This is a genomic window from Phocaeicola plebeius DSM 17135, assembly GCF_000187895.1.
GTDB lineage: Bacteria > Bacteroidota > Bacteroidia > Bacteroidales > Bacteroidaceae > Phocaeicola > Phocaeicola plebeius.
In genome coordinates this window covers 81,292-100,453 of sequence record NZ_DS990123.1, presented here as the reverse complement: position 1 = coordinate 100,453, position 19,162 = coordinate 81,292, and the positions used below count along the sequence as shown (strand labels likewise).

18 protein-coding genes are annotated in these 19,162 nt (G+C 45.0%); 7 read left to right on the top strand and 11 right to left on the bottom strand.

Features of this window, described 5'->3' with window-relative positions; translation table 11 throughout:
* Nucleotides 1-57: 57 nt before the first annotated feature.
* The 3 genes from BACPLE_RS05850 to BACPLE_RS05840 are packed head-to-tail and all read left to right on the top strand — an operon-like array spanning nt 58 to nt 5,785.
* The gene (locus tag BACPLE_RS05850; RefSeq protein WP_007559798.1) at nt 58-1,206 is read left to right on the top strand and encodes an efflux RND transporter periplasmic adaptor subunit; all 1,149 of its coding nucleotides are present in this window, start codon (nt 58-60) and stop codon (nt 1,204-1,206) included.
* Between the two features lie 6 nt (nt 1,207-1,212).
* Nucleotides 1,213-4,353: an efflux RND transporter permease subunit gene (locus tag BACPLE_RS05845; protein WP_007559797.1), complete on the top strand. Its 3,141-nt coding sequence runs from the start codon at nt 1,213-1,215 to the stop codon at nt 4,351-4,353.
* Nucleotides 4,334-5,785, top strand: coding sequence for an efflux transporter outer membrane subunit (locus tag BACPLE_RS05840; RefSeq protein ID WP_007559796.1), 1,452 nt, complete (start codon nt 4,334-4,336; stop codon nt 5,783-5,785). The genes BACPLE_RS05845 and BACPLE_RS05840 overlap by 20 nt, the downstream gene beginning before the upstream one ends.
* Before the next feature lie 79 nt (nt 5,786-5,864).
* Here the strand turns inward: BACPLE_RS05840 and rsgA are convergent, their stop codons facing one another.
* Nucleotides 5,865-6,842 carry a ribosome small subunit-dependent GTPase A gene (gene rsgA, locus BACPLE_RS05835; RefSeq protein WP_007559795.1) on the bottom strand — a complete coding sequence of 326 codons (978 nt, stop codon included), beginning with the start codon at nt 6,840-6,842 and terminating at the stop codon, nt 5,865-5,867.
* Nucleotides 6,843-6,877: 35 nt separating this feature from the next.
* Nucleotides 6,878-7,438 (bottom strand): ribosome recycling factor, encoded by a 561-nt coding sequence (frr, locus tag BACPLE_RS05830; protein ID WP_007559793.1) that lies wholly within the window; start codon nt 7,436-7,438, stop codon nt 6,878-6,880.
* Nucleotides 7,439-7,612: 174 nt separating this feature from the next.
* Between frr and BACPLE_RS05825 the strand changes: the two genes are divergently transcribed.
* Entirely contained in the window at nt 7,613-8,137 is a 525-nt protein-coding gene (locus BACPLE_RS05825) for a histidine phosphatase family protein (RefSeq protein ID WP_007559789.1), read from the top strand.
* 65 nt (nt 8,138-8,202) lie between these two features.
* On the opposite strand, the gene pyrH is transcribed toward BACPLE_RS05825, so the two are convergent.
* The 4 genes from pyrH to BACPLE_RS05805 form a co-directional block, all read right to left on the bottom strand.
* On the bottom strand, nt 8,203-8,913 hold the full coding sequence (gene pyrH, locus BACPLE_RS05820; protein ID WP_007559787.1) for a UMP kinase: 711 nt from the start codon (nt 8,911-8,913) through the stop codon (nt 8,203-8,205).
* A 71-nt stretch (nt 8,914-8,984) separates the two neighbouring features.
* Nucleotides 8,985-10,301 carry an MATE family efflux transporter gene (locus BACPLE_RS05815; RefSeq protein WP_007559785.1) on the bottom strand — a complete coding sequence of 439 codons (1,317 nt, stop codon included), beginning with the start codon at nt 10,299-10,301 and terminating at the stop codon, nt 8,985-8,987.
* Nucleotides 10,298-11,035 (bottom strand): biotin--[acetyl-CoA-carboxylase] ligase, encoded by a 738-nt coding sequence (locus tag BACPLE_RS05810; RefSeq protein ID WP_007559782.1) that lies wholly within the window; start codon nt 11,033-11,035, stop codon nt 10,298-10,300. The genes BACPLE_RS05815 and BACPLE_RS05810 overlap by 4 nt, the downstream gene beginning before the upstream one ends.
* A 19-nt stretch (nt 11,036-11,054) precedes the next feature.
* A complete protein-coding gene (locus tag BACPLE_RS05805) occupies nt 11,055-11,423 on the bottom strand; it encodes a YraN family protein (protein WP_007559781.1) in 369 nt (122 codons plus the stop codon).
* Between the two features lie 73 nt (nt 11,424-11,496).
* Between BACPLE_RS05805 and BACPLE_RS05800 the strand changes: the two genes are divergently transcribed.
* Both BACPLE_RS05800 and BACPLE_RS05795 read left to right on the top strand, forming a co-directional pair.
* Complete coding sequence (locus BACPLE_RS05800) at nt 11,497-11,730, top strand: hypothetical protein (RefSeq protein WP_007559774.1); 234 nt, start codon at nt 11,497-11,499, stop codon at nt 11,728-11,730.
* Nucleotides 11,731-11,733: 3 nt separating this feature from the next.
* Entirely contained in the window at nt 11,734-12,168 is a 435-nt protein-coding gene (locus BACPLE_RS05795; RefSeq protein ID WP_007559773.1) for a nucleoside deaminase, read from the top strand.
* A 4-nt stretch (nt 12,169-12,172) separates the two neighbouring features.
* Here the strand turns inward: BACPLE_RS05795 and BACPLE_RS05790 are convergent, their stop codons facing one another.
* The 5 genes from BACPLE_RS05790 to BACPLE_RS18565 form a co-directional block, all read right to left on the bottom strand.
* Nucleotides 12,173-12,460, bottom strand: a complete 288-nt coding sequence (locus BACPLE_RS05790; protein WP_007559772.1) for a DUF4834 family protein — start codon at nt 12,458-12,460, stop codon at nt 12,173-12,175.
* A 54-nt stretch (nt 12,461-12,514) separates the two neighbouring features.
* Nucleotides 12,515-13,219, bottom strand: a complete 705-nt coding sequence (locus BACPLE_RS05785) for a CDP-alcohol phosphatidyltransferase family protein (protein WP_040312484.1) — start codon at nt 13,217-13,219, stop codon at nt 12,515-12,517.
* A 40-nt stretch (nt 13,220-13,259) separates the two neighbouring features.
* Complete coding sequence (locus BACPLE_RS05780) at nt 13,260-13,946, bottom strand: phosphatidylserine decarboxylase family protein (RefSeq protein ID WP_007559770.1); 687 nt, start codon at nt 13,944-13,946, stop codon at nt 13,260-13,262.
* 446 nt (nt 13,947-14,392) lie between these two features.
* Nucleotides 14,393-15,289: an IS3 family transposase gene (locus BACPLE_RS05775; RefSeq protein ID WP_040312483.1), complete on the bottom strand. Its 897-nt coding sequence runs from the start codon at nt 15,287-15,289 to the stop codon at nt 14,393-14,395.
* 8 nt (nt 15,290-15,297) lie between these two features.
* The gene (locus tag BACPLE_RS18565) at nt 15,298-15,654 is read right to left on the bottom strand and encodes a hypothetical protein (RefSeq protein WP_007559766.1); all 357 of its coding nucleotides are present in this window, start codon (nt 15,652-15,654) and stop codon (nt 15,298-15,300) included.
* A 339-nt stretch (nt 15,655-15,993) separates the two neighbouring features.
* Between BACPLE_RS18565 and BACPLE_RS05765 the strand changes: the two genes are divergently transcribed.
* Nucleotides 15,994-19,152 carry a SusC/RagA family TonB-linked outer membrane protein gene (locus BACPLE_RS05765; protein ID WP_373135706.1) on the top strand — a complete coding sequence of 1,053 codons (3,159 nt, stop codon included), beginning with the start codon at nt 15,994-15,996 and terminating at the stop codon, nt 19,150-19,152.
* Nucleotides 19,153-19,162 lie beyond the last annotated feature (10 nt).

Below are 19,162 nucleotides of genomic sequence, written 5' to 3'. Positions count from 1 at the left end.
GAAAGTTATTCTTGTTTTTTTAATCAAATTACATAGTAATCTTTATTTTGTCATCTTATGAAAAATTTTCTTCACAAGGTTGCAATCTGGTCATGTGTGGCCGGACTGTTGCCTGCCTGTCAGTCGTCAGGCGAAAAACAAGTAAAGAGTAAGGAAACCATACCGGTGACGGTACTTCAGCCTACTACCATTGATTTGCCGCGGTCGTATGTGGCCGATATTCAGGCGATTCAGTTTGTGGAAATAAAGGCTCGTGTAGAAGGTTTTATCCAGCAGGTATTGGTCGATGAAGGTCAGCTGGTGAAAAAAGGACAGCCCATGTTCCGTCTGAATTCGGAGAATTATATGGAGGTGCTTAAGGCGGCTGAAGCTAACTACAAGCAGACACAGGCCCAGTTGGAACTGGCGAATTATGAAACTGAACGCGTACAGCGTCTAGTGGACAAACAGATTATTTCACCGATTCGTCTGGACCAGGTAAAACGTGAGCGGGAAGTAGCTCGAATGAAAGTGGAGCAGGCGCGTGCAGAAATGCAACGGGCGCAGATGGAATATAGTTATACGACGATTACCGCTCCTTTTACCGGTTATGTAGACCGTATTCCTTATAAAGTGGGAAGTCTGGTGAACCCGGAAAGTCTGTTGACTACCGTGAGTGATATTTCGGAAATCTTTGCCTATTACAAAGTGAATGAAAGCGAATACTTGCGTCTGAAGCGTGCGCAGTTAAGCGGAGAAAATCTGCAGCAGCTGGATAACGTGGAACTGATTTTGCCGGATGGTTCGGTGTATTCACATAAAGGAAAGCAGGAAACTGTGGAAGGGGACTTTGAACGGGGAACCGGTTCTATTGCATTCCGTGTACGCTTCCCGAATCCTGACGGACTGTTGAAGCATGGAGTAACCGGAAAGGTACGTATGATGACTCATATGGAGGATGTGTACATGATTCCTCAGAAATCGACCTTTGAAATTCAGGACTTTACGTATGTGTATTTGTTTAATGAAGAAGGTAAGGTAGAGGTGCGCAGCTTTAACCCGATTGAGCGTTTCCAGAACTATTATGTGACGCAGGATTTCCCGGCGGGTACGACAATTGTGTACGAGGGCGTGCAGTTGGTGAAAGACGGTATGCAGATTAAGGCAGACACCATTCCGTTTGAGGATGTGAGAAAGGAATTGAAGTTGAACATGTTGCAAAGATAAGGGCCTATGTTTAAGTTGTTTATTCGTCGCCCGATTCTTTCGGCAGTAATCTCTGTCATCATCGTTTGTTTGGGAGGACTGGCATTGATGTCGTTGCCTATTACGCAGTTCCCGGATATTGTGCCCCCTTCTGTAACGGTGACGACCCGTTATACCGGAGCCAGCGCCGATGTGATGGCAAAGACAGTAGCTACTCCGTTGGAACGTGCCATTAATGGCGTGCCGGGCATGACCTATATGACTACGGTATGTACGAATGATGGTATGTCGCTCACAACCGTTTATTTCAAGGTAGGAACCGACCCGGATGTAGCCGCAGTAAACGTGCAGAACCGTGTGACCACCGTACTGGATGAGTTGCCCGAAGAGGTAATTCGTGCCGGTGTGGTGACAGAGAAAGAAGTGAACAGTATGTTGATGTACTTGAATGTGTTCAGTACAGATACCACGCATACGGAGAAGTTTGTGTATAACTTTGCCGACATCAATGTGCTTCGTGAGTTGAAACGTATTGACGGAGTGGGGCTGGTAGAAATCATGGGAAGCCGTGACTATGCCATGCGTGTATGGTTGAATCCGGCTCGTATGGCAGCCTATAACCTAGTGCCGCAGGATGTAACGGATGCTATCCGTCGGCAGAACATTGAAGCGGCTCCCGGAAAGACAGGTATCAGTTCCGATAAATTGCCCCAGCAGTTGCAGTACGTATTACAGTACACCGGAAAGTTCAGTACCCCCGAAGAGTACGGGGAAATTGTGCTCAAGGCCTTGCCCGACGGTTCGTTGCTGCGTCTGAGGGATGTGGCTACCATCGAATTTGATTCTGAAGATTATAATATGGTGTCCATGACCGACGGACGTCCTTCTGCTTCTATTATGATTAAGCAGCGTCCGGGTTCCAATGCACGTGAGGTGATTGAAAATATCAAGCAGCGCATGGAGGAAATCAAGGAAAGTAGTTTTGCTCCCGGCATGGACTATAACATTGCATACGACGTATCCCGCTTTTTGGACGCTTCCATTACTTCTGTGTTGAAGACCTTGCTGGAAGCTTTCTTGTTAGTGTTTGTCGTAGTGTATCTTTTCTTGCAGGATTTACGTTCTACGCTGATTCCAGCCATTGCCGTACCGGTTTCCTTGATTGGAACCTTCTTCTTCATGCAGATGTTAGGTTTCTCCATTAACATGCTGACCTTGTTTGCACTGGTACTGGCCATCGGTATTGTGGTCGATAATGCAATTGTGGTGGTCGAGGCTGTTCATGTCAAGATGCATGAAGAAAAGCTGAGTCCTTATAAGGCATCTGTGGCCGCTATTAAAGAAATTGGTGGAGCCATCATTGCTATTACGCTGGTCATGTCGGCGGTATTCGTGCCGGTGGGCTTCATGGAAGGTACGGTAGGTATTTTCTACCGTCAGTTCTCTTTGACACTGGCTGTAGCTATCGTGATTTCGGGTATCAATGCGCTTACGCTTTCGCCTGCACTTTGTGCCTTGCTGCTCCGACCGGCAGGTCACGGACGCAAGAAAGCTACCTGGCTCCGCAAGTTCTTTGTGGTGTTCAACCGCCGTTACGACCGCTTTGAACGCAGCTATCAGTTAGGATTGCACAAGTATTTAGGACGGAAATCTTTTACTTACGCTACGTTAGTGTTGTTCTTCCTGGCTACGTATGGCATCAATTTAGTGCTTCCTACCGGATTTATTCCGAATGAAGACCAGGGTATGATTTATGTAAACGTGGATGCCCCTCCGGGAGCGACGGTGGAACGAAGCGAAAAGGTGCTGAATCAGATTCAGGCTGCTTTGCTGCCTTTTGATGAGATTGAAAGCATCTCTACACTGGCCGGCTACAGTTTGATGACAGAGACAGAAGGAGCCAGCTACGGTATGGGTATGATTAACCTGAAAGCTTGGAATGAACGTGATCAGGGAGTAGAGGAACTGATGCAACTATATAAAGAACGTACTTCTCACATCAAAGACGCCGACATACAGTTCTTCTTGCCACCTTCCGTACCTGGTTTTGGTAATGCCAGTGGGTTTGAGCTTCGTTTACAGGACAAGACTGCAGGCGATTTCCATGATTTTGCGGAAGTGGCTAATACGTTGGTGGAGAAGTTGAACGCCGACCCGCGGCTTCAGGGAGTTACGTCTGGTTTTAATCCGAACTTCCCGCAGTATTTGTTGAAAGTGGATTTGGCAAAAGCCGCCAAGTTAGGTGTAGATTTGGATAAGGCCATGGAAACCCTCCAAGCTTATATCGGAAGTTTCTATTCGTCCAACTTTATCCGTTTCGGACAGATGTATAAGGTGATGATTCAGGCTTCACCGGAGTATCGTATGAATCCGGAGGATTTGTATCGCTTGTATGCGAAGAACAACGATGGCAATGTAGTGCCTTATTCAAACTTTATGACCATGGATCGTGTGTTCGGTCCCAGCCAGATTACCCGTTACAACATGTTTACTTCTGCTTTGATTACAGGTGAAGGAGAAGGAGGAATCAGTTCGGGGGAGGTGATACAGGCCGTAGAAGAAATCAGCAAGGAAGTGCTTCCTCGTGGTTACGACGTGGAATGGTCGGGTATTACCCGTGAGGAAAAGGATTCAGGCGGACAGACCATATTGATTTTCGGAATCTGTCTGTTGTTCGTGTACCTGCTGTTGGCGGCACAGTATGAAAGTCTGCTGTTGCCTTTCCCTGTCATCCTTTCGTTGCCTGCGGGAATCTTCGGTTCTTATTTCTTCCTGCAACTGGCCGGACTTGAGAACAATATTTATGCACAGGTGGCTCTGGTTATGTTGATTGGTTTGTTGGGTAAGAACGCGATTTTGATTATTGAGATGGCCAACCAATATCGTCAGAGCGGACTTTCGATTATGGAAGCTGCAGTGAAAGGGGCAGTAAGCCGTCTGCGCCCTATCTTGATGACTTCGTTTGCCTTTATCTGCGGATTGATACCGTTGCTGGTAGCCACTGGAGCAGGTGCGTTAGGAAACCGTTCCATCGGTACAGCTGCTGCTGGAGGTATGTTTATAGGAACCTTTGTAGGAATCTTCCTTGTCCCCGGTTTGTATATCTTGTTTGAAACCTGGTCGTCTCGTTTAAAGACCGATAAAAAATATGATGAAGATGAAGACTAATAGTTTACGAAATTATATCGCAATTGCCGTTGTTATACTGTTGTCTAGTGGCTGTAAGTCACCTTCTCTCCTTTCGGAAGAGAAGGTGGCTCTGCCCGAGACTTTTGTCGGGGGAACCTCGGACACGCTGAGTATGGCCAGCTTGTCATGGAAAGAATTCTTTCCGGATACTTATTTAAAGGCGTATATCGATACGGCACTGGTAAGAAATCATAGCTTCTTGCAAACTTTGGAGAGGGTGTCGCTTGCCCGTGAACAATTACGGGTAGGCCGGGGCGCTTTGCTGCCTGAAGTATCTTTAGGCTTAAGTGCGGGTGTGCAGCGTTTTGGTGAATACACCATGGATGGGGTAGGAAACAGTACGACCAATACCCCTGATTTGGCTAAAGACAAGCATATACCTGACCCTTATAAAAACTTGAATTTAGGTGTAAGCTTTCAATGGGAAGCCGATGTATGGGGAAAACTGACAGATAAAAAACGTGCAGCAGCATTTCGCTGGATGAATTCGCTGGAGGCTGCGCGCTTGGCACAAGCCATGTTGGTTTCTGAAGTGGCTTCGCAGTATTATCATTTGGTGGGGCTGGATAAGAAATGTGTCATCCTGAAAGAAGAAATCCAGAAGGCACAGGAAGCTTATGAACTGACCAATGAGCTGATGAAGGAAGGTGAAGTTTCCCGTTTGTCAGTCGACCAGTTCCAGTCGCGTGGACTGAAGTTGGAAGAAATGCTTCTCGATACGCGTCAGCAGATTACAGAAGCAGAACGTGCATTGGCTCTGTTGTTGGGGAAATTGCCTTTTGAAATCAAGCGTTCCACTTTTGAGGAAATTTCGGAATCGCAGTTCCCTGCAGCTTCCGGTATACCGGCCCAGTTGCTGTGTAACCGTCCGGATGTGAAAGCTGCCGAACTGGAACTGTTGGCTTGTAAGGCCGATGCTTCTGCAGCCCGTAAGACTTTCTTCCCTTCCTTGCTTATCGGGGGAGGAGCCGGATTCAATGCCTTTGATTTGAGCAAATGGTTTGTCTCACCGGCCTCTTTAGTCTACGACTTAGCAGCCGGTATCAGTGCTCCTTTATTCAAGCGCCATGAAATCAGGGCTTTGTGGAATGAATCGAAAGCACGTCAGCGTATGGCATTGCTGGAATATCACCGGGTGGCGTTGAAGTCTTATCAGGAAGTAGCCGATTTGCTGGAGGCATCTGAACGGATGGACGAACGTAAATTGTTGAAAGCCAAGGAAAGTCGCGTGCATCGCCGTTCCATTGAGAATGCGAACGAATTGTTCCGTACCGGTTTTGTAGGGTATCTGGATGTGCTGTCGGCCGATGAACGCTATCTGGATTGCGAGCTGGAACGTATCGACTTGAATGTAGCTTATTGTCAGCTTCATACCCTTCTTTACCGTTCTTTGGGAGGAGGGCGTTTCTGATATTACCCTATATTATAAAAACAGCCCCGCTCTGATGTCAACGTATTATCGGAGCGGGGCTGTCTGTTTTTATTTGCTGTTAGTATGCGGAACGGTATTTCCCTTCTTCTTTATCTTCTAAGATATTCAGGTAAGAAGTGTACCTTGATTCACTGATGTAGTGATTTTCTACGGCTTCACGTACGGCACATCCAGGTTCATGGCGGTGGGTACAGTTGCCATATTTGCATTGGGCCGAGAATTCAAAGATTTCCTTGAAATAGTGTCCCACCTCTTCGTCTTTCATGTCGAACGTACCAAATCCCTTGATACCCGGTGTGTCAATGATGTATCCGTCGCCTGCCACCGGAAACATTTCTGAGAATGTGGTGGTGTGCATACCTTTGTTATGTGCGGTGGAGATTTCTCCTGTCTTGACGTTCTGTTCGGGCAGGATGGCATTGATGAGGGTGGATTTTCCCACACCGGAGTGGCCGGAAAATAAGGTTACTTTTCCTTCTAATGCCTGTTTGATTTCGTCTACTCCCGTACCGTCCAAGGCAGAAATCCGGTAACACGGGTAGCCGATGTGCGTGTATAAGTTTGTCAAGCCATCCAGGTAATGCAGTTCTTCTTCCGTATAGCGGTCTACCTTGTTGAATACCAGGCAGACTGGCACTCGATAAGCTTCTGCAGAGGCCAGAAAACGGTCAATGAAGACTGTCGAAGTCTCCGGATAGTTCACTGTAACCACCAGCATGCACTGGTCCAGATTGGCTGCAATGATGTGTGACTGTTTGGAAAGATTGGAAGAACGGCGGATGATGTAATTTTTCCGGTCTTCAATTTCAGTAATGAATGCGGTTCCCTCCGCATTGGCATTGATTTGTACACGGTCGCCCACCGCAATGGGGTTCGTGCTGCGTATTCCTTTCAGGCGGAAATTTCCTTTTATCTTACATTCAATCAGCTTTCCCTCGTCCGTCTTGACCAGGTACCAGCTTCCCGTATTTTTAATGACCAGACCTTTTTCCAAAATGAATATGTGCAAAATTAAAAAGAGGAGGGAAGAGACCATAAGGACTCCTCTCTCCTCGTATATGGTGAATAAGATTATACTGTCATGATTTCTTTGTCCTTGGCAGCCAGCATGTCGTCAATCTGCTTGATGTATTTGTCGTGTACTTTCTGCAGTTTGGCTTCCGAGTTCTTCTGTTCATCTTCCGGCATACCATCTTTCACGGCTTTTTTCAGTGCGTCGATGGCGTCGCGGCGTGCGTTGCGCACACTTACTTTTGCAGTTTCACCTTCACCCTTGCACTGCTTGCTCAACTGTTTACGGCGTTCCTCTGTCAACGGCGGGATACCGATACGGATGATTTCACCGTTGTTTTCCGGCATGATACCCAGTTCAGAGTCGATGATAGCCTTTTCAATTACGCGAAACATGCTTTTGTCCCACGGCTTGATGGCGATGCTGCGCGCATCAGGAGTAGTTACTGCTGCTACGTTATTGATGGGCACCATGCTTCCGTAAGAATCTACGCGGATACCGTCCAACAAACGTACGTCAGCCTTTCCGGCACGGATGTGAGCCAGTGACTCATCCAGGTACATGACTGCCATATCCATTTTCTCTTCAGCTTCGCTGATAATTGTTTTAGAATCTGCCATATATTTCTTGCATTTATAGGTTTTATATTCGTTGATAAGTATTTATGTGAACAAAAATAAGCTATTTTTTATTTCCTTGCAATACTTCTGAAAATAAGTTTGTGTCTTCCGGTTTCGGAAATATCCTGAAAAACTTCTTATCTTTGTTTTATCACTATAAAACAGCACGGTTGTATGATTACACTTTATTTGGCGCGCCACGGGCAGACGGTGGAAAACCTGAGCCGTATTTTTCAAGGGCACTTGCCCGGCACATTGACGGAAGAAGGAAAAAAGCAGGCGATGGATTTAGGAGAATCGTTGCAGAACATTGCACTGGATGCAGTGGTCAGCAGTGATTTGCAACGGGTAGTGGATACCGTACAACTGGCTGTTGGGAGCCGGCAGCTTCCTTGGCAACAGACTACGTTGTTGAGGGAAATAGACTGGGGGCCTTGGACTGGGCTGTCTGTGGGTAGTGTCGATTTAAGTAATCCTCCTGCTGGAGTGGAAACTCGCCAGATGATGTACGACCGGGCCGGCACTTTTTTGGACTATCTGTGGCAGCATTATGACGGAAAACGTGTGTTGGTAGTGGCACACGGACAAATCAACCGTTGCCTGGAAGCCCGTATTACAGGTGTTTCGCTGGAGGAACTGCGTACGGTTCCACTGATGAAAAATGCAGAACTTCATCGTTACGAACTGACACGTGAATAAACAAAAACGGCAAGACCAGGATGCGTTTCCAGTCTTGCCGTATATTTTTTGATTCAAATGAATAATCAGTTGTGTACCAGCGTACCGATGTTTTCGCCAGACATTACCTTTTTCAGGTTGCCCACTGTATCCATGTCGAATACAATAATTGGCAGGTTGTTTTCCTTACACATACAAGTAGCGGTCAGGTCCATTACTTTCAGTCCTCTTGCCAGTACTTCATCGTAAGTGATGTCATCGAACTTGGTGGCAGTCGGATCCTTTTCTGGGTCGGCAGTGTAGATACCGTCCACGCGCGTACCTTTCAGCATCACGTCGGCTTCAATCTCAATACCTCTCAATGAAGAACCAGTGTCTGTAGTAAAGAACGGATTACCTGTTCCGGCCGACATGATTACTACTTCTCCATTTTCCATGGCTTCAATGGCTTTCCATTTGGTGTAGAACTCACCGATGGGTTCCATGCGGATGGCTGTCAGTACACGGGCCTTTACACCGGCTGCTACCAAGGCAGAACTTAATCCCAGACTGTTGATAACAGTAGCCAGCATACCCATCTGGTCACCTTTTACACGGTCGAAACCTTTTCCGGCTCCAGACAATCCGCGGAAGATGTTACCGCCACCAATCACGATACCAATCTGTACCCCCATGTCGTGGATTTCCTTGATTTGCTGTGCATATTCGCCCAGACGTTTTTCGTCAATACCGTATTTCTTTTCTCCCATCAAGCTTTCGCCGCTGAGTTTTAACAGGATGCGTTTGAATTTTGCCATAATCGTATTTGTTTTTAGATTGCTACAAAGTTAGTAATAATTTGCATATATCCCGAGGCTTGTCGTTAAAACTATACCTGTCTGTTGAGGTTGGTGTGTGGCATCCGGTAGAGTATTCCTCCCTGCACAACACCTCGCAATGCCAGGTACACAATAAAAGCCATCCATAACGCATGATTCCCTAACGTGGTATGGAATCCATAATAGAGTAGGAAGAAGCTGGCCGAGGCCACTAACATGGAGCGAAGCATCACGCGGGTAGCTGTGGCACCGATACAGATTCCATCGAGCAGAAAGGCCGAGAATCCTGCCAGCGGAATGGCCAGTACCCAATAGATATATTCCTCAGAAGCCGAAATGACAGAAATGTCGTTGGTGAGCAAGCCGAGAAAACTTTTTCCTCCCGCTCCGTAGAGTAACGTGAACAGCAGTGACAAGGCGATTCCCCACTTAAAAAGGTGCCGTATGGTCAGTCTCAGCGATTGATTGTCTTTGGCCCCGATGTATTTTCCGGTCAGCGCCTCTCCTGCGTAAGCAAATCCATCCATGAAATAAGAAAATAGAGTGAATAGCTGCATCAGCAGGGCATTCACGGCCAATACCACATCCCCGTAGGCCGCACCTGTAGAGGTGAAGAAGACGGTAACTGCAATCAGGCAGAGTGTGCGGAAAAAAATATCTCGGTTTACTTGGAAGAAACGCTTCATTTCCGTACGGTCGAACAGGGCTTCCTGGCGAAGGTATTTTCGGAGCGGACGGTAATAAGTCAGCCAGAGCAGACAGGCCATACCCAGTCCGGCATATTGTGCCACGAGCGTGCCTAATGCCACGCCTTCTACTTTCATCTTCAGTACGAATACAAAAAACAGGCTGGCTGCTATATTGACAATGTTCTGGGTGATGGCGATGAACATTGGGAAACGAGAATTCTGCATGCCGATGTACCAGCCCGTGAAACCATAGAGCCCTAAAGTGGCCGGTGCCCCCCAGATACAGATGTGGAAATATAAGGTAGCTAATTGCCGGACCTCCTCGCTGGTGTCCATGCACATAAATGCGATATTTCGTATCGGATATTGCAGTAACAGCAAGGCAAGCGCCAGTAACAGACTGATGCTCAGTGAACGAAGCAGGATACGCGTCACTTCCTGCAGGTCATGTCTTCCATAAGCCTGTGCCGTAAGTCCTCCGGTCCCCATGCGGAGGAAACCGAACAGCCAGTAAATCATATTGAACAGCATGCCTCCCACCGCAATGGCACCAATGTAAGATGCGGCTCCCAAGTGCCCTACAATGCTGACGTCAATCAGACCTAACAGGGGAACTGTGATATTGGAAACGATGGAAGGAAGGGCGATGTGAAGAATCTGTCGGTCAGTACGTGTCATAAGATGTATTCCACTTCCTTAAATAAATACCCCCTTGTCTGTCCGTTCTCGTCTTCCAGTATCAGTCGTCCGTTCGGTTCTATGTCGGCAATGCGTGCCCGGAAGTCACCGTTTTTATCGCGGAACAGATGTAATCCTTCTTTTCGGTAAAGCCTCTCCTTGTAGCGTGTTTCCAGCACCTCTGTCCGGTTCTCTTTCAGATACTGATAATATTCAGTCACTTTTTCCATAATCTGTTCCAGTATCTCCCGCGGGTTATATTGGTTGCCCGTAATTTGGCATAATGATACCGGATTAGGTGCATCGCTGAGGAAACGTTCCTGGTTCAGGTTTACGCCGGTACCCGAAATGGAACGGCTGATATGGATGCCTGTCAGGTCATTTTCGATCAGTGTGCCGCAAATTTTCTTGTCTTTCCAGTAAATATCATTAGGCCATTTGATGGAAATGCCCTCTGTGTAGGTGGACAGCACATCGTGCAGTGCCAGGGCGGTCACCTGTGAAAGGTAGAACTGACGGTGTGCCTCCAGAAACTCCGGATAAACAACAAAACTGAAGAGCAGGTTCTTTCCGGCTTCCGACTCCCAGCTGTTGCCGCGCTGGCCGCGTCCAGCCGACTGGAAAGATGAATACACGGTGGTCAGTTCCGCACACGCTTCTTTCTGGCAGAGTGTTGCCAGATATGTATTGGTAGAAGTCGTTTCTGCCAATACAATAGGTTCAGGATATGTCATTGTTTTTTCTGTTTCAAAGTTAGTTCCACACGGGCGGGAAAAAGGCGTCCTCAATGTGTTCTATGTGGAAGGGAGGGCGGTTTCCTACTACCGTGATAATATCAAAGCGAACTGGAAGGTCAATGGCAAACTTTCGGACGTATGCATCCGTAGAGGCTACGATGCTTCTTATCTTACGCCTGTCCACCGCATCCTCCGGCTGTCCGAAGCTGGCATCGCTTCGTGTCTTAACCTCCACAATGACCAGTTCACCGTCTTTCTGTGCCACGATGTCCAGGTCACGGTGTCCGGAGTGCCAGTTTCGATGCCTGATTTCATATCCTTTCTCCAGCAGGTACTTCACGGCCGTATTTTCTCCTTCTTTTCCTAGTTCATTATGTGATGCCATTTTTCCGCTTTTTCGCAAAAATACGCATTTTTATGCTTCCATTTTAACAGAATACGCTAATTTTGCACCGAAGATGGTAAATAGCGGAAAAAAAAGAAAAAAAGTACCAGTCAGTAATCCTCCCCGCCGCCAGCGGATGGTTTGTCTGATGAGCGAAGAAGAGGTGCGAATTGTAGACCGTTATCTGGAGAAATACCAGATAACCAACAAGGCACGCTGGCTTCGCGAGACTGTATTGGCTTTTATCCATCAGAATATGGAGGAAGATTATCCTACTCTTTTTAAGGAACACGATATGCGCAGATAAGTTATGGCAGACGATTCTTTTTACATGAAACAGGCTCTGGCTGAGGCCGCACGGGCAGCAGAAAGAGGAGAGGTTCCGGTGGGAGCCGTGGTAGTCTGTCGTGACCGTATCCTGGCGCGTGCGCATAACCTGACCGAAACACTGCACGATGTGACAGCCCATGCCGAGATGCAGGCACTTACTGCCGCTGCCAATTCGTTAGGAGCAAAATATTTGACAGACTGTACGCTCTACGTTACAGTGGAGCCCTGTGTGATGTGTGCCGGTGCCATTGCCTGGTCGCAGGTCGGTCGGCTCGTTTTCGGTGCAGAAGACGAGAAAAGAGGCTACCAGCGCTATGCACCTCAAGCCTTGCATCCGAAGACCGTGGTCGTGAAAGGGGTGCTGGCCGATGAATGTGCCGGACTGATGAAAGATTTCTTCCGGAAGAGGAGATGATGGTTTATTTGATTTCTTCGAACTCTACGTATTCCCCTTCGTCTTTATCAAAAATCTTTTTGCGTTGACGCACAGGTACATCTCCTTGTGTGGAGTAAGAATCTGTTGTCTCTTCCTGACGAGGGTTCGACTGATAATTTTGAGAAGAGTAAGTTGTTCTCTGACCCGAATTCTTACCTTGCATACGGCGTTTGAATCCGAATACCAGACTGACGATTTTGGAAAGTATAAGCAATCCAATCACCAGAACAACCAGTATAATAAAAAATAGAAAGCCTAAAATATGGAACATTGTCTTTTGTTTTTAATGTGAGATATGCAAAAAATGTGCCATACGATTTCTAAGCTATTTCTTATATGTCAGTAATGACAGAATGATATACCAGACGATGACAGCCGCAAATCCGCTCAGTTGGAAAATAATTAGCAGAGGGATACTGACAATCAGAAAAATATAGCTTATCTTGTTATGTCCCCATGACAGGTCTTTAAACTTCAGTGAGAACATCGGGAGTTCTGCCACCAGCAGCAGTGACATGATTACTACTAAGATGAACAGGTATAAAGCGTTGAAATGGTCGGATACTAAAAAACTGTGTGCACCTACGGTCAGTGAGCCCCAGAATAACGCATTGGCTGGAGTAGGCATCCCGATAAAGGAGGAAGTCTGTCGTTCATCCAAATTAAACTTGGCTAATCGTAAGGCAGAGAAAACAGCTATCAGGAAAGCTGTATAGGGCATGATTCCTGACAATGGCAGAAGAAAATCCGGATAATGTACTTCTTTAAACAAAGAAAATGCGATGGCAGCCGGTGCAAGTCCAAAAGTGATGTCATCTGCCAGTGAATCAAGTTCTTTTCCTATGGGAGAAGATACATGTAGCAGACGGGCGGTCATTCCATCAAAAAAGTCGAATGTGGCTCCTAATACAATAAAAAGCAGAGCCAGTTCATATTTACAATGAAAAGCCATATAGCTGGCTATGCATCCACAAAACAAGTTGCAACTTGTAATGGTATTGGGAATGTTCCGGGTTATCACATTTGCCATATCTTATTATATAATAAGGTGTAAATATTGTATTTCAGGTTTAAGGCAGACGGGCAATTACCGTTTCATTACCGGTGGTTTTTTGTCCCATGCTGACGCAGACTTCTGTGCCCAGTGGCAGATATACATCTACCCGTGAGCCGAATTTGATAAATCCCATGTGTTCGTCAATATAACAATCTTCCCCCGGTACTGCATAGGTAACGATGCGTCTTGCTACTGCACCTGCAATCTGGCGTGCCATTACTGTATGACCCTCAGGAGTTTCAATTACCACCATGGAGCGTTCGTTTTCCGTACTGGCTTTGGGAAGCCATGCTTTCATAAAACGTCCGTTATGATGGTCTACATGCTTTACCACTCCGTCTACAGGATACCAGTTGGCATGTACATTGGTGATGTCCATGAAAATGGAAATCATCAGTCGGCGGTCATGGAAATATTCGTGTTCATCCACCTCCTCAATTACCACGATACGTCCGTCGGCAGGAGCTACTACGGTTTTTTCCGTATCTCCTTTGAACAATCGAATCGGGCAGCGGAAAAAATTGACCATCAGTAGATACAGAATGATACTAATGGGCGCTACAATATAAAATGGTATCCGACATTCTATCCCCCAATATAAAGCGGAGTTTACAAGAAGCAATAATATTGCGCTGGTAATCAGAATGTGAGTTCCTTCATGGTGGAGGCGGATTTTTTTTAGTTTCTTTATTTTGTTCATTCGGGTCATAACAAAGTTGAATGTTTTTATCGTGCGAAGATAGGGCTAATTTGAGAACTCTGCAAATAATAGAAACAGAAAAACAAGCTAAGGTGAATATTTCCTCTTTAAATAAAGAGGAAAAAAGATGATTTTGATATCTGCTGAGAAAACGCAAGGGCGTTTGATTTTAAACTCTTTGACATTTTAACTGAAACACAAGTACATTTTAAAGGAAACGTACTTGCGTTTTAGTTGAAATGTGAAGTGTACTAAAAATAGTTGTCAGTTTGAAGATTAATTCCTGACTAAGTTGACAGGTTAAACATTATATTCCTAAAAAGGTTGTCAGTTCTGCAAAACTACAACAAAAACTCAATATCCGTATATTTTCTCTCTAAAAACTCATCGCTCGGGGAGCGCCGTGCGGCAAGGGGCGGGAGCACCCGTCCCGACGAGCACATCTTTCAGTTATACCGATATTCCATAAGAGGGTTTCCTCCTCTGCCTGAAAAGACTTCCATAGGGGTCTTCATACCCAGTGCCCTGTGTGGTCTGGCATTGTTGTACATCGCTACGGATTTACTTACGGCTTCCTCTGCCTGTCTGAAGTCCATATCACCTTCATTGAAGAGCCACCCGTTCTTCAGGGTGTTGTTCATCCTCTCGGCCAGGGCATTGTGAAGCGGGTCTCCCGTCTGGGTCATGCTGATTCTGATGCCTTGTGAAAGCAGCAGGTTCGTGTACTGCTTCGAGGCATACTGCACGCCACGGTCAGAGTGGTGTATCATGCCTTCCGTACTGATTCCGTAGGCACGGTAGGTCTCCAGAGCCATGTACATGGCTTTCAGCGGTCCCTCCGCATCCAGACTCCTGCTCAGGCAGTATCCGACTATGTATCTGCTGTAGGCGTCAGTCACCAGTGAAAGATAGGCAAAACCTTCTCTGGTATAGATATAGGTGATGTCCGCCACCACAAGCCGGCCATTGCCCACAGGCGTGTACTTGGGAGAAGTGTTTACAAGATCCCTGTAAAGACGGTAACCGTGTCTGGAGTCCGTGGTACGAGGACGGTACCTTGTCCGCCTGAGCATGAGCGAGTTGGAACGGAGCACATTGTAAAACCTGTCCCGTCCTATGGTGAACTTTTCCCTGAAGTATTCACGGCAGAGTGTGTAGAGTTCCCGACAGCCCGCCTTGGGAAGACATTCCTTCTGGCGGACGTACAGGCAGTACAATACAATGCTGGCAGAGAGTATGTCAGCCTCGTTTGAGGCATAGTCATGCTTGTAGTATCCCTGTGCTGATATGCCAAGCAATCTGCAAAGCGGACGCACGCGGTAACGGCGTCCGCCTTGAGACAGGCCCCGGATTACTTGGCACCGGAGTTTTTTCTTACCGGAATGTTATAGGTCTTTTCCGCAAGGTCAATCATGCAGTCGTAGGCGTCACGGGCCATGTTGGACTGCTTCAACTCTACTTCCAGGGACTTGATTTTCCGCTCGAGCTCATGAATACGGTCATGAAGCTCCTGCTCGGTCTGACTTAGTTTCTTGCTCATAATGGGACTTGGTTTATCTTCAATCCCAAAGATACGAAGCCAGCGGCTAATTGTAGTACGTTTCAGACCTTTTTCTCGTTCAAATTCACTATGGTTCTGAGAAGAACACATATATTCTTCCAGATAAGACAGACATTCTGCCTTTGAGAACTTTCGATTTTTACGCATGTTACTAAATAAATTGTGTCAACTTATTTAGTACACTACAATGTACTTGTGTTTTTGAGGGTGATGTAAAAGCATTTGGAGGTATAATTTTATTTGTGAAATAGATGTTCTTTATCATGTTTGTTTTCGTATGTATCTGATAAATAGGTGTTTATAAAGTTTGTAATTTTTTGTTTTTTTAGCTAATGAATATTTTTGTCCCCTTAAATGAACTATTTTGTCACTTCTTTCTATAATAAAACGGTACATTTGTCACGAAAACTTTAAAATCTAAATTTAATCTAAATTCATTGTATGCAAACTGAATTCCGTACTATTCTATGGAGAAGGGGATTGAGCATGATGCTGTTCGTCTTATTCTCTATGACTGTGGCTATGGCCCAGGTGCTCGTGAAGGGTACTGTGATTGACAAGACAGGAGAAAGTGTCATCGGTGCCAGTATTCAAGTAAAAGGTACTACTCAGGGAACCATTACCGATATTGATGGTAAGTTTTCGTTAGGAGTACCTGACAAAAAATCCGTTATTGTGATTTCTTTTATTGGCTATGCCACAAAAGAACTCCAGGTGGATCCCTCTAAACCAATGTCTATTGTATTGGAAGAAGATACAAAGGTATTGGATGAAGTTGTAGTCGTTGGTTACCAGGAAGTGAGAAAAAAAGACCTGACTGGTTCTGTAGCCAAGGCGGATATGAATGAATTGTTAAATACTCCAGTAGGGTCATTTGACCAGACACTGGGGGGACGTATTGCGGGTGTAAATGTGTCTTCTGGAGAAGGTACTCCGGGTGGAACGATGAATATTGTAATTCGTGGTAATAACTCATTGACACAGGATAACTCTCCACTTTATGTAATTGATGGTTTCCCGGTGGAAGATGCTGCCATTGCAAGTACTATCAACCCTTCTGATATTGAATCATTGGATATTTTGAAGGATGCTTCGGCTACGGCTATTTATGGTGCTCGTGGTGCAAATGGTGTAGTTATTATTACGACTAAAAAAGGTAAGGTAGGTAAGGCACAAATTACATATGATGGAAGTGTAACCATGCAGCATGTGACTCGTACCATTCCGATGATGGATGCATACGAATTTGTAAAATTACAGGCAGAAACATATCCTGCATCCATTGCAAATTCGACAGGTGGATACCTTATGGAATATCAAGGAAAACAATGGACTCTGGAAGATTATCGTGATATTTTCCAATATGACTGGCAAGATGAAATTTTGCGTACAGCTTTGCAGCATAATCATAATATAAGAATTACGGGAGGTACAGAAGGTGTTCGTTACAATGCATCTGTATCTTATTATAATCAAGATGGTATTTTGCTGAATTCAGGTTATGAACGTTTTCAGGCGCGTGCAAATACGGTTGTGAAAAGAGATAAATTGGATATTAGTCTGACTACAAACTATTCTCGTAGCATACAGACTGGTAGCACTCCATCAGAAACTTCTTATAGTGGTATGAATAACCTGTTCTATAGTGTATGGGGATATCGTCCTGTTACTTATCCGAACAAGTCTATGGAGTCATTGCTGAATGACGTGATGGATGAGGCTATTGATAGCAGTAATGACTACCGTTTCAATCCTATCCGTTCTTTAAAAGAGGAATATCGCAAGTACTATATTAATAATCTTCAGATGAACGGATACGTTTCTTATGAATTTATTAAAGGATTGAAATTGAAGGTTTCGGGAGGTTATACTTACGATGCACGTAAAAACGACCAGTTCAACAACTCCAATACACGTTACGGTGGTCCGACTTCTACCGATAAAGTGAATGCGCAGATTATTCGTAATGAACGTTTGACATGGTTGAATGAAAATACGTTGACATATCAAACAAACATTAAGAAGAAACATTTCTTTAACTCTTTGATTGGTATTACATTCCAGAATTCAGATTATGAATATTATTCACTGAAGTCTACTCATATCCCTAATGAATCACTGGGAATGGCTGGAATGGCAGATGGAACTTTGTCTTCTTCATCTTCTTTGAAGAGTTCTTGGGCAATGATGTCTTACTTGGCACGTTTGAATTATAATTATAAATCAAAATATTATGCAACCGCTTCATTCCGTGCCGATGGCTCATCCAAGTTTAGCAAAAAACATCGTTATGGCTATTTCCCCTCAGGATCTTTAGCTTGGAACTTTATGGAAGAAGAGTTTATGGCTCCAATTAAGAAAGTTGTTGGAGCAGGTAAGCTGCGTGTAAGCTGGGGATTGACGGGTAATAACCGTATTGGAGAGTATGATTATTATGCTTTGTTGCAGATGCTGAAGGAGAAACAAGGAGATTATATCTCTAATGGTAGTATACCGAGCGGTGTTTATCCTTTTGATAATGACATGAGTAGTGTAGGTATGGTGCCCGTTTCTCTTCCAAATGAAGATTTGAAATGGGAAACTACTGAGCAATGGAACGTAGGTTTGGATTTGAGTTTCTTTGATGAACGGTTGAATTTCACAGCTGATGTATATCGTAAAACTACGCGTGATTTGCTTTTGGAAGCTTCTTTACCTCTTGTTTCTGGATATTATAGTGCTACGAAGAATATAGGTAAGGTTCGTAACGATGGTTTGGAATTGAGCTTAAGTACAGTAAACATCAAGACAAAAGATTTTACTTGGACTAGTGACTTTAATATTGCATTCAATAAGAATGAGGTACTTGAACTGGCTGAAAATCAGCTGTCATTGACAACTGCTGCCAAATTTGACCAGAATTATAATTCTCAGCCGAGCTATATTGCTAAGGTAGGACTTCCGATGGGTATGATGTATGGTTATCTTTATGAAGGTACTTATAAGTACGATGACTTTATTAAGTCTGGAAATAGCTATACTTTGAAAGATAATGTACCGTATTTCAGTTCAGAAGCAAATACACAGCCGGGTATGCCTAAATATAAGGATATAAATGGAGATGGAGTTATTGATTCCAATGACCGTACGATTATAGGTCGTGGTTTGCCAATCCATACTGGTGGCTTTACTAATAGCTTTGCTTATAAAGGATTTGACCTGAGTATCTTCTTCCAGTGGTCATACGGAAATGATATTATGAATGCAAACCGCTTGTTCTTTGAAAATGCAGGTGGTAAGAAGGATTTGAACCAGTTTGCTTCTTATGCAAACCGTTGGACACCGGATAATCCAGATAGCGATATTCCTGCAGCAACTAAATCTGCATCAAATAATGTGATATCTTCACGTATTATAGAAGATGGCTCTTATTTGCGTTTGAAGACCGTTACGTTGGGTTACACATTCCCGAAAACTCTGATTGCAAAAGCTAAATTGAGTAATGCAAGAGTATATCTGGCAGCTCAGAACCTGTGGACATGGACAAGTTATTCGGGTTATGACCCAGAGGTTTCTATTCGTAACAGTGCCTTGACTCCTGGTCTTGACTTCTCTTCTTATCCGAGAGCATTCACTTTGAGTTTTGGTGTTAATTTGGGATTTTAATAAAGGGTTG

Coding starts and splice junctions, on each gene's coding strand:
- BACPLE_RS05845 (WP_007559797.1), top strand. CDS start 1,213: ATGTTTAAGTTGTTTATTCGTCGCCCGATTCTTTCGGCAGTAATCTCT.
- BACPLE_RS05765 (WP_373135706.1), top strand. CDS start 15,994: ATGATGCTGTTCGTCTTATTCTCTATGACTGTGGCTATGGCCCAGGTG.
- BACPLE_RS05795 (WP_007559773.1), top strand. CDS start 11,734: ATGGCAGACGATTCTTTTTACATGAAACAGGCTCTGGCTGAGGCCGCA.
- BACPLE_RS05840 (WP_007559796.1), top strand. CDS start 4,334: ATGATGAAGATGAAGACTAATAGTTTACGAAATTATATCGCAATTGCC.
- BACPLE_RS05800 (WP_007559774.1), top strand. CDS start 11,497: ATGGTAAATAGCGGAAAAAAAAGAAAAAAAGTACCAGTCAGTAATCCT.
- pyrH (WP_007559787.1), bottom strand. CDS start 8,913: ATGGCAAAATTCAAACGCATCCTGTTAAAACTCAGCGGCGAAAGCTTG.
- BACPLE_RS18565 (WP_007559766.1), bottom strand. CDS start 15,654: ATGCGTAAAAATCGAAAGTTCTCAAAGGCAGAATGTCTGTCTTATCTG.
- BACPLE_RS05790 (WP_007559772.1), bottom strand. CDS start 12,460: ATGTTCCATATTTTAGGCTTTCTATTTTTTATTATACTGGTTGTTCTG.
- BACPLE_RS05850 (WP_007559798.1), top strand. CDS start 58: ATGAAAAATTTTCTTCACAAGGTTGCAATCTGGTCATGTGTGGCCGGA.
- BACPLE_RS05825 (WP_007559789.1), top strand. CDS start 7,613: ATGATTACACTTTATTTGGCGCGCCACGGGCAGACGGTGGAAAACCTG.
- rsgA (WP_007559795.1), bottom strand. CDS start 6,842: ATGGTCTCTTCCCTCCTCTTTTTAATTTTGCACATATTCATTTTGGAA.
- BACPLE_RS05815 (WP_007559785.1), bottom strand. CDS start 10,301: ATGACACGTACTGACCGACAGATTCTTCACATCGCCCTTCCTTCCATC.
- BACPLE_RS05805 (WP_007559781.1), bottom strand. CDS start 11,423: ATGGCATCACATAATGAACTAGGAAAAGAAGGAGAAAATACGGCCGTG.
- BACPLE_RS05785 (WP_040312484.1), bottom strand. CDS start 13,219: ATGGCAAATGTGATAACCCGGAACATTCCCAATACCATTACAAGTTGC.
- frr (WP_007559793.1), bottom strand. CDS start 7,438: ATGGCAGATTCTAAAACAATTATCAGCGAAGCTGAAGAGAAAATGGAT.
- BACPLE_RS05780 (WP_007559770.1), bottom strand. CDS start 13,946: ATGAACAAAATAAAGAAACTAAAAAAAATCCGCCTCCACCATGAAGGA.
- BACPLE_RS05810 (WP_007559782.1), bottom strand. CDS start 11,035: ATGACATATCCTGAACCTATTGTATTGGCAGAAACGACTTCTACCAAT.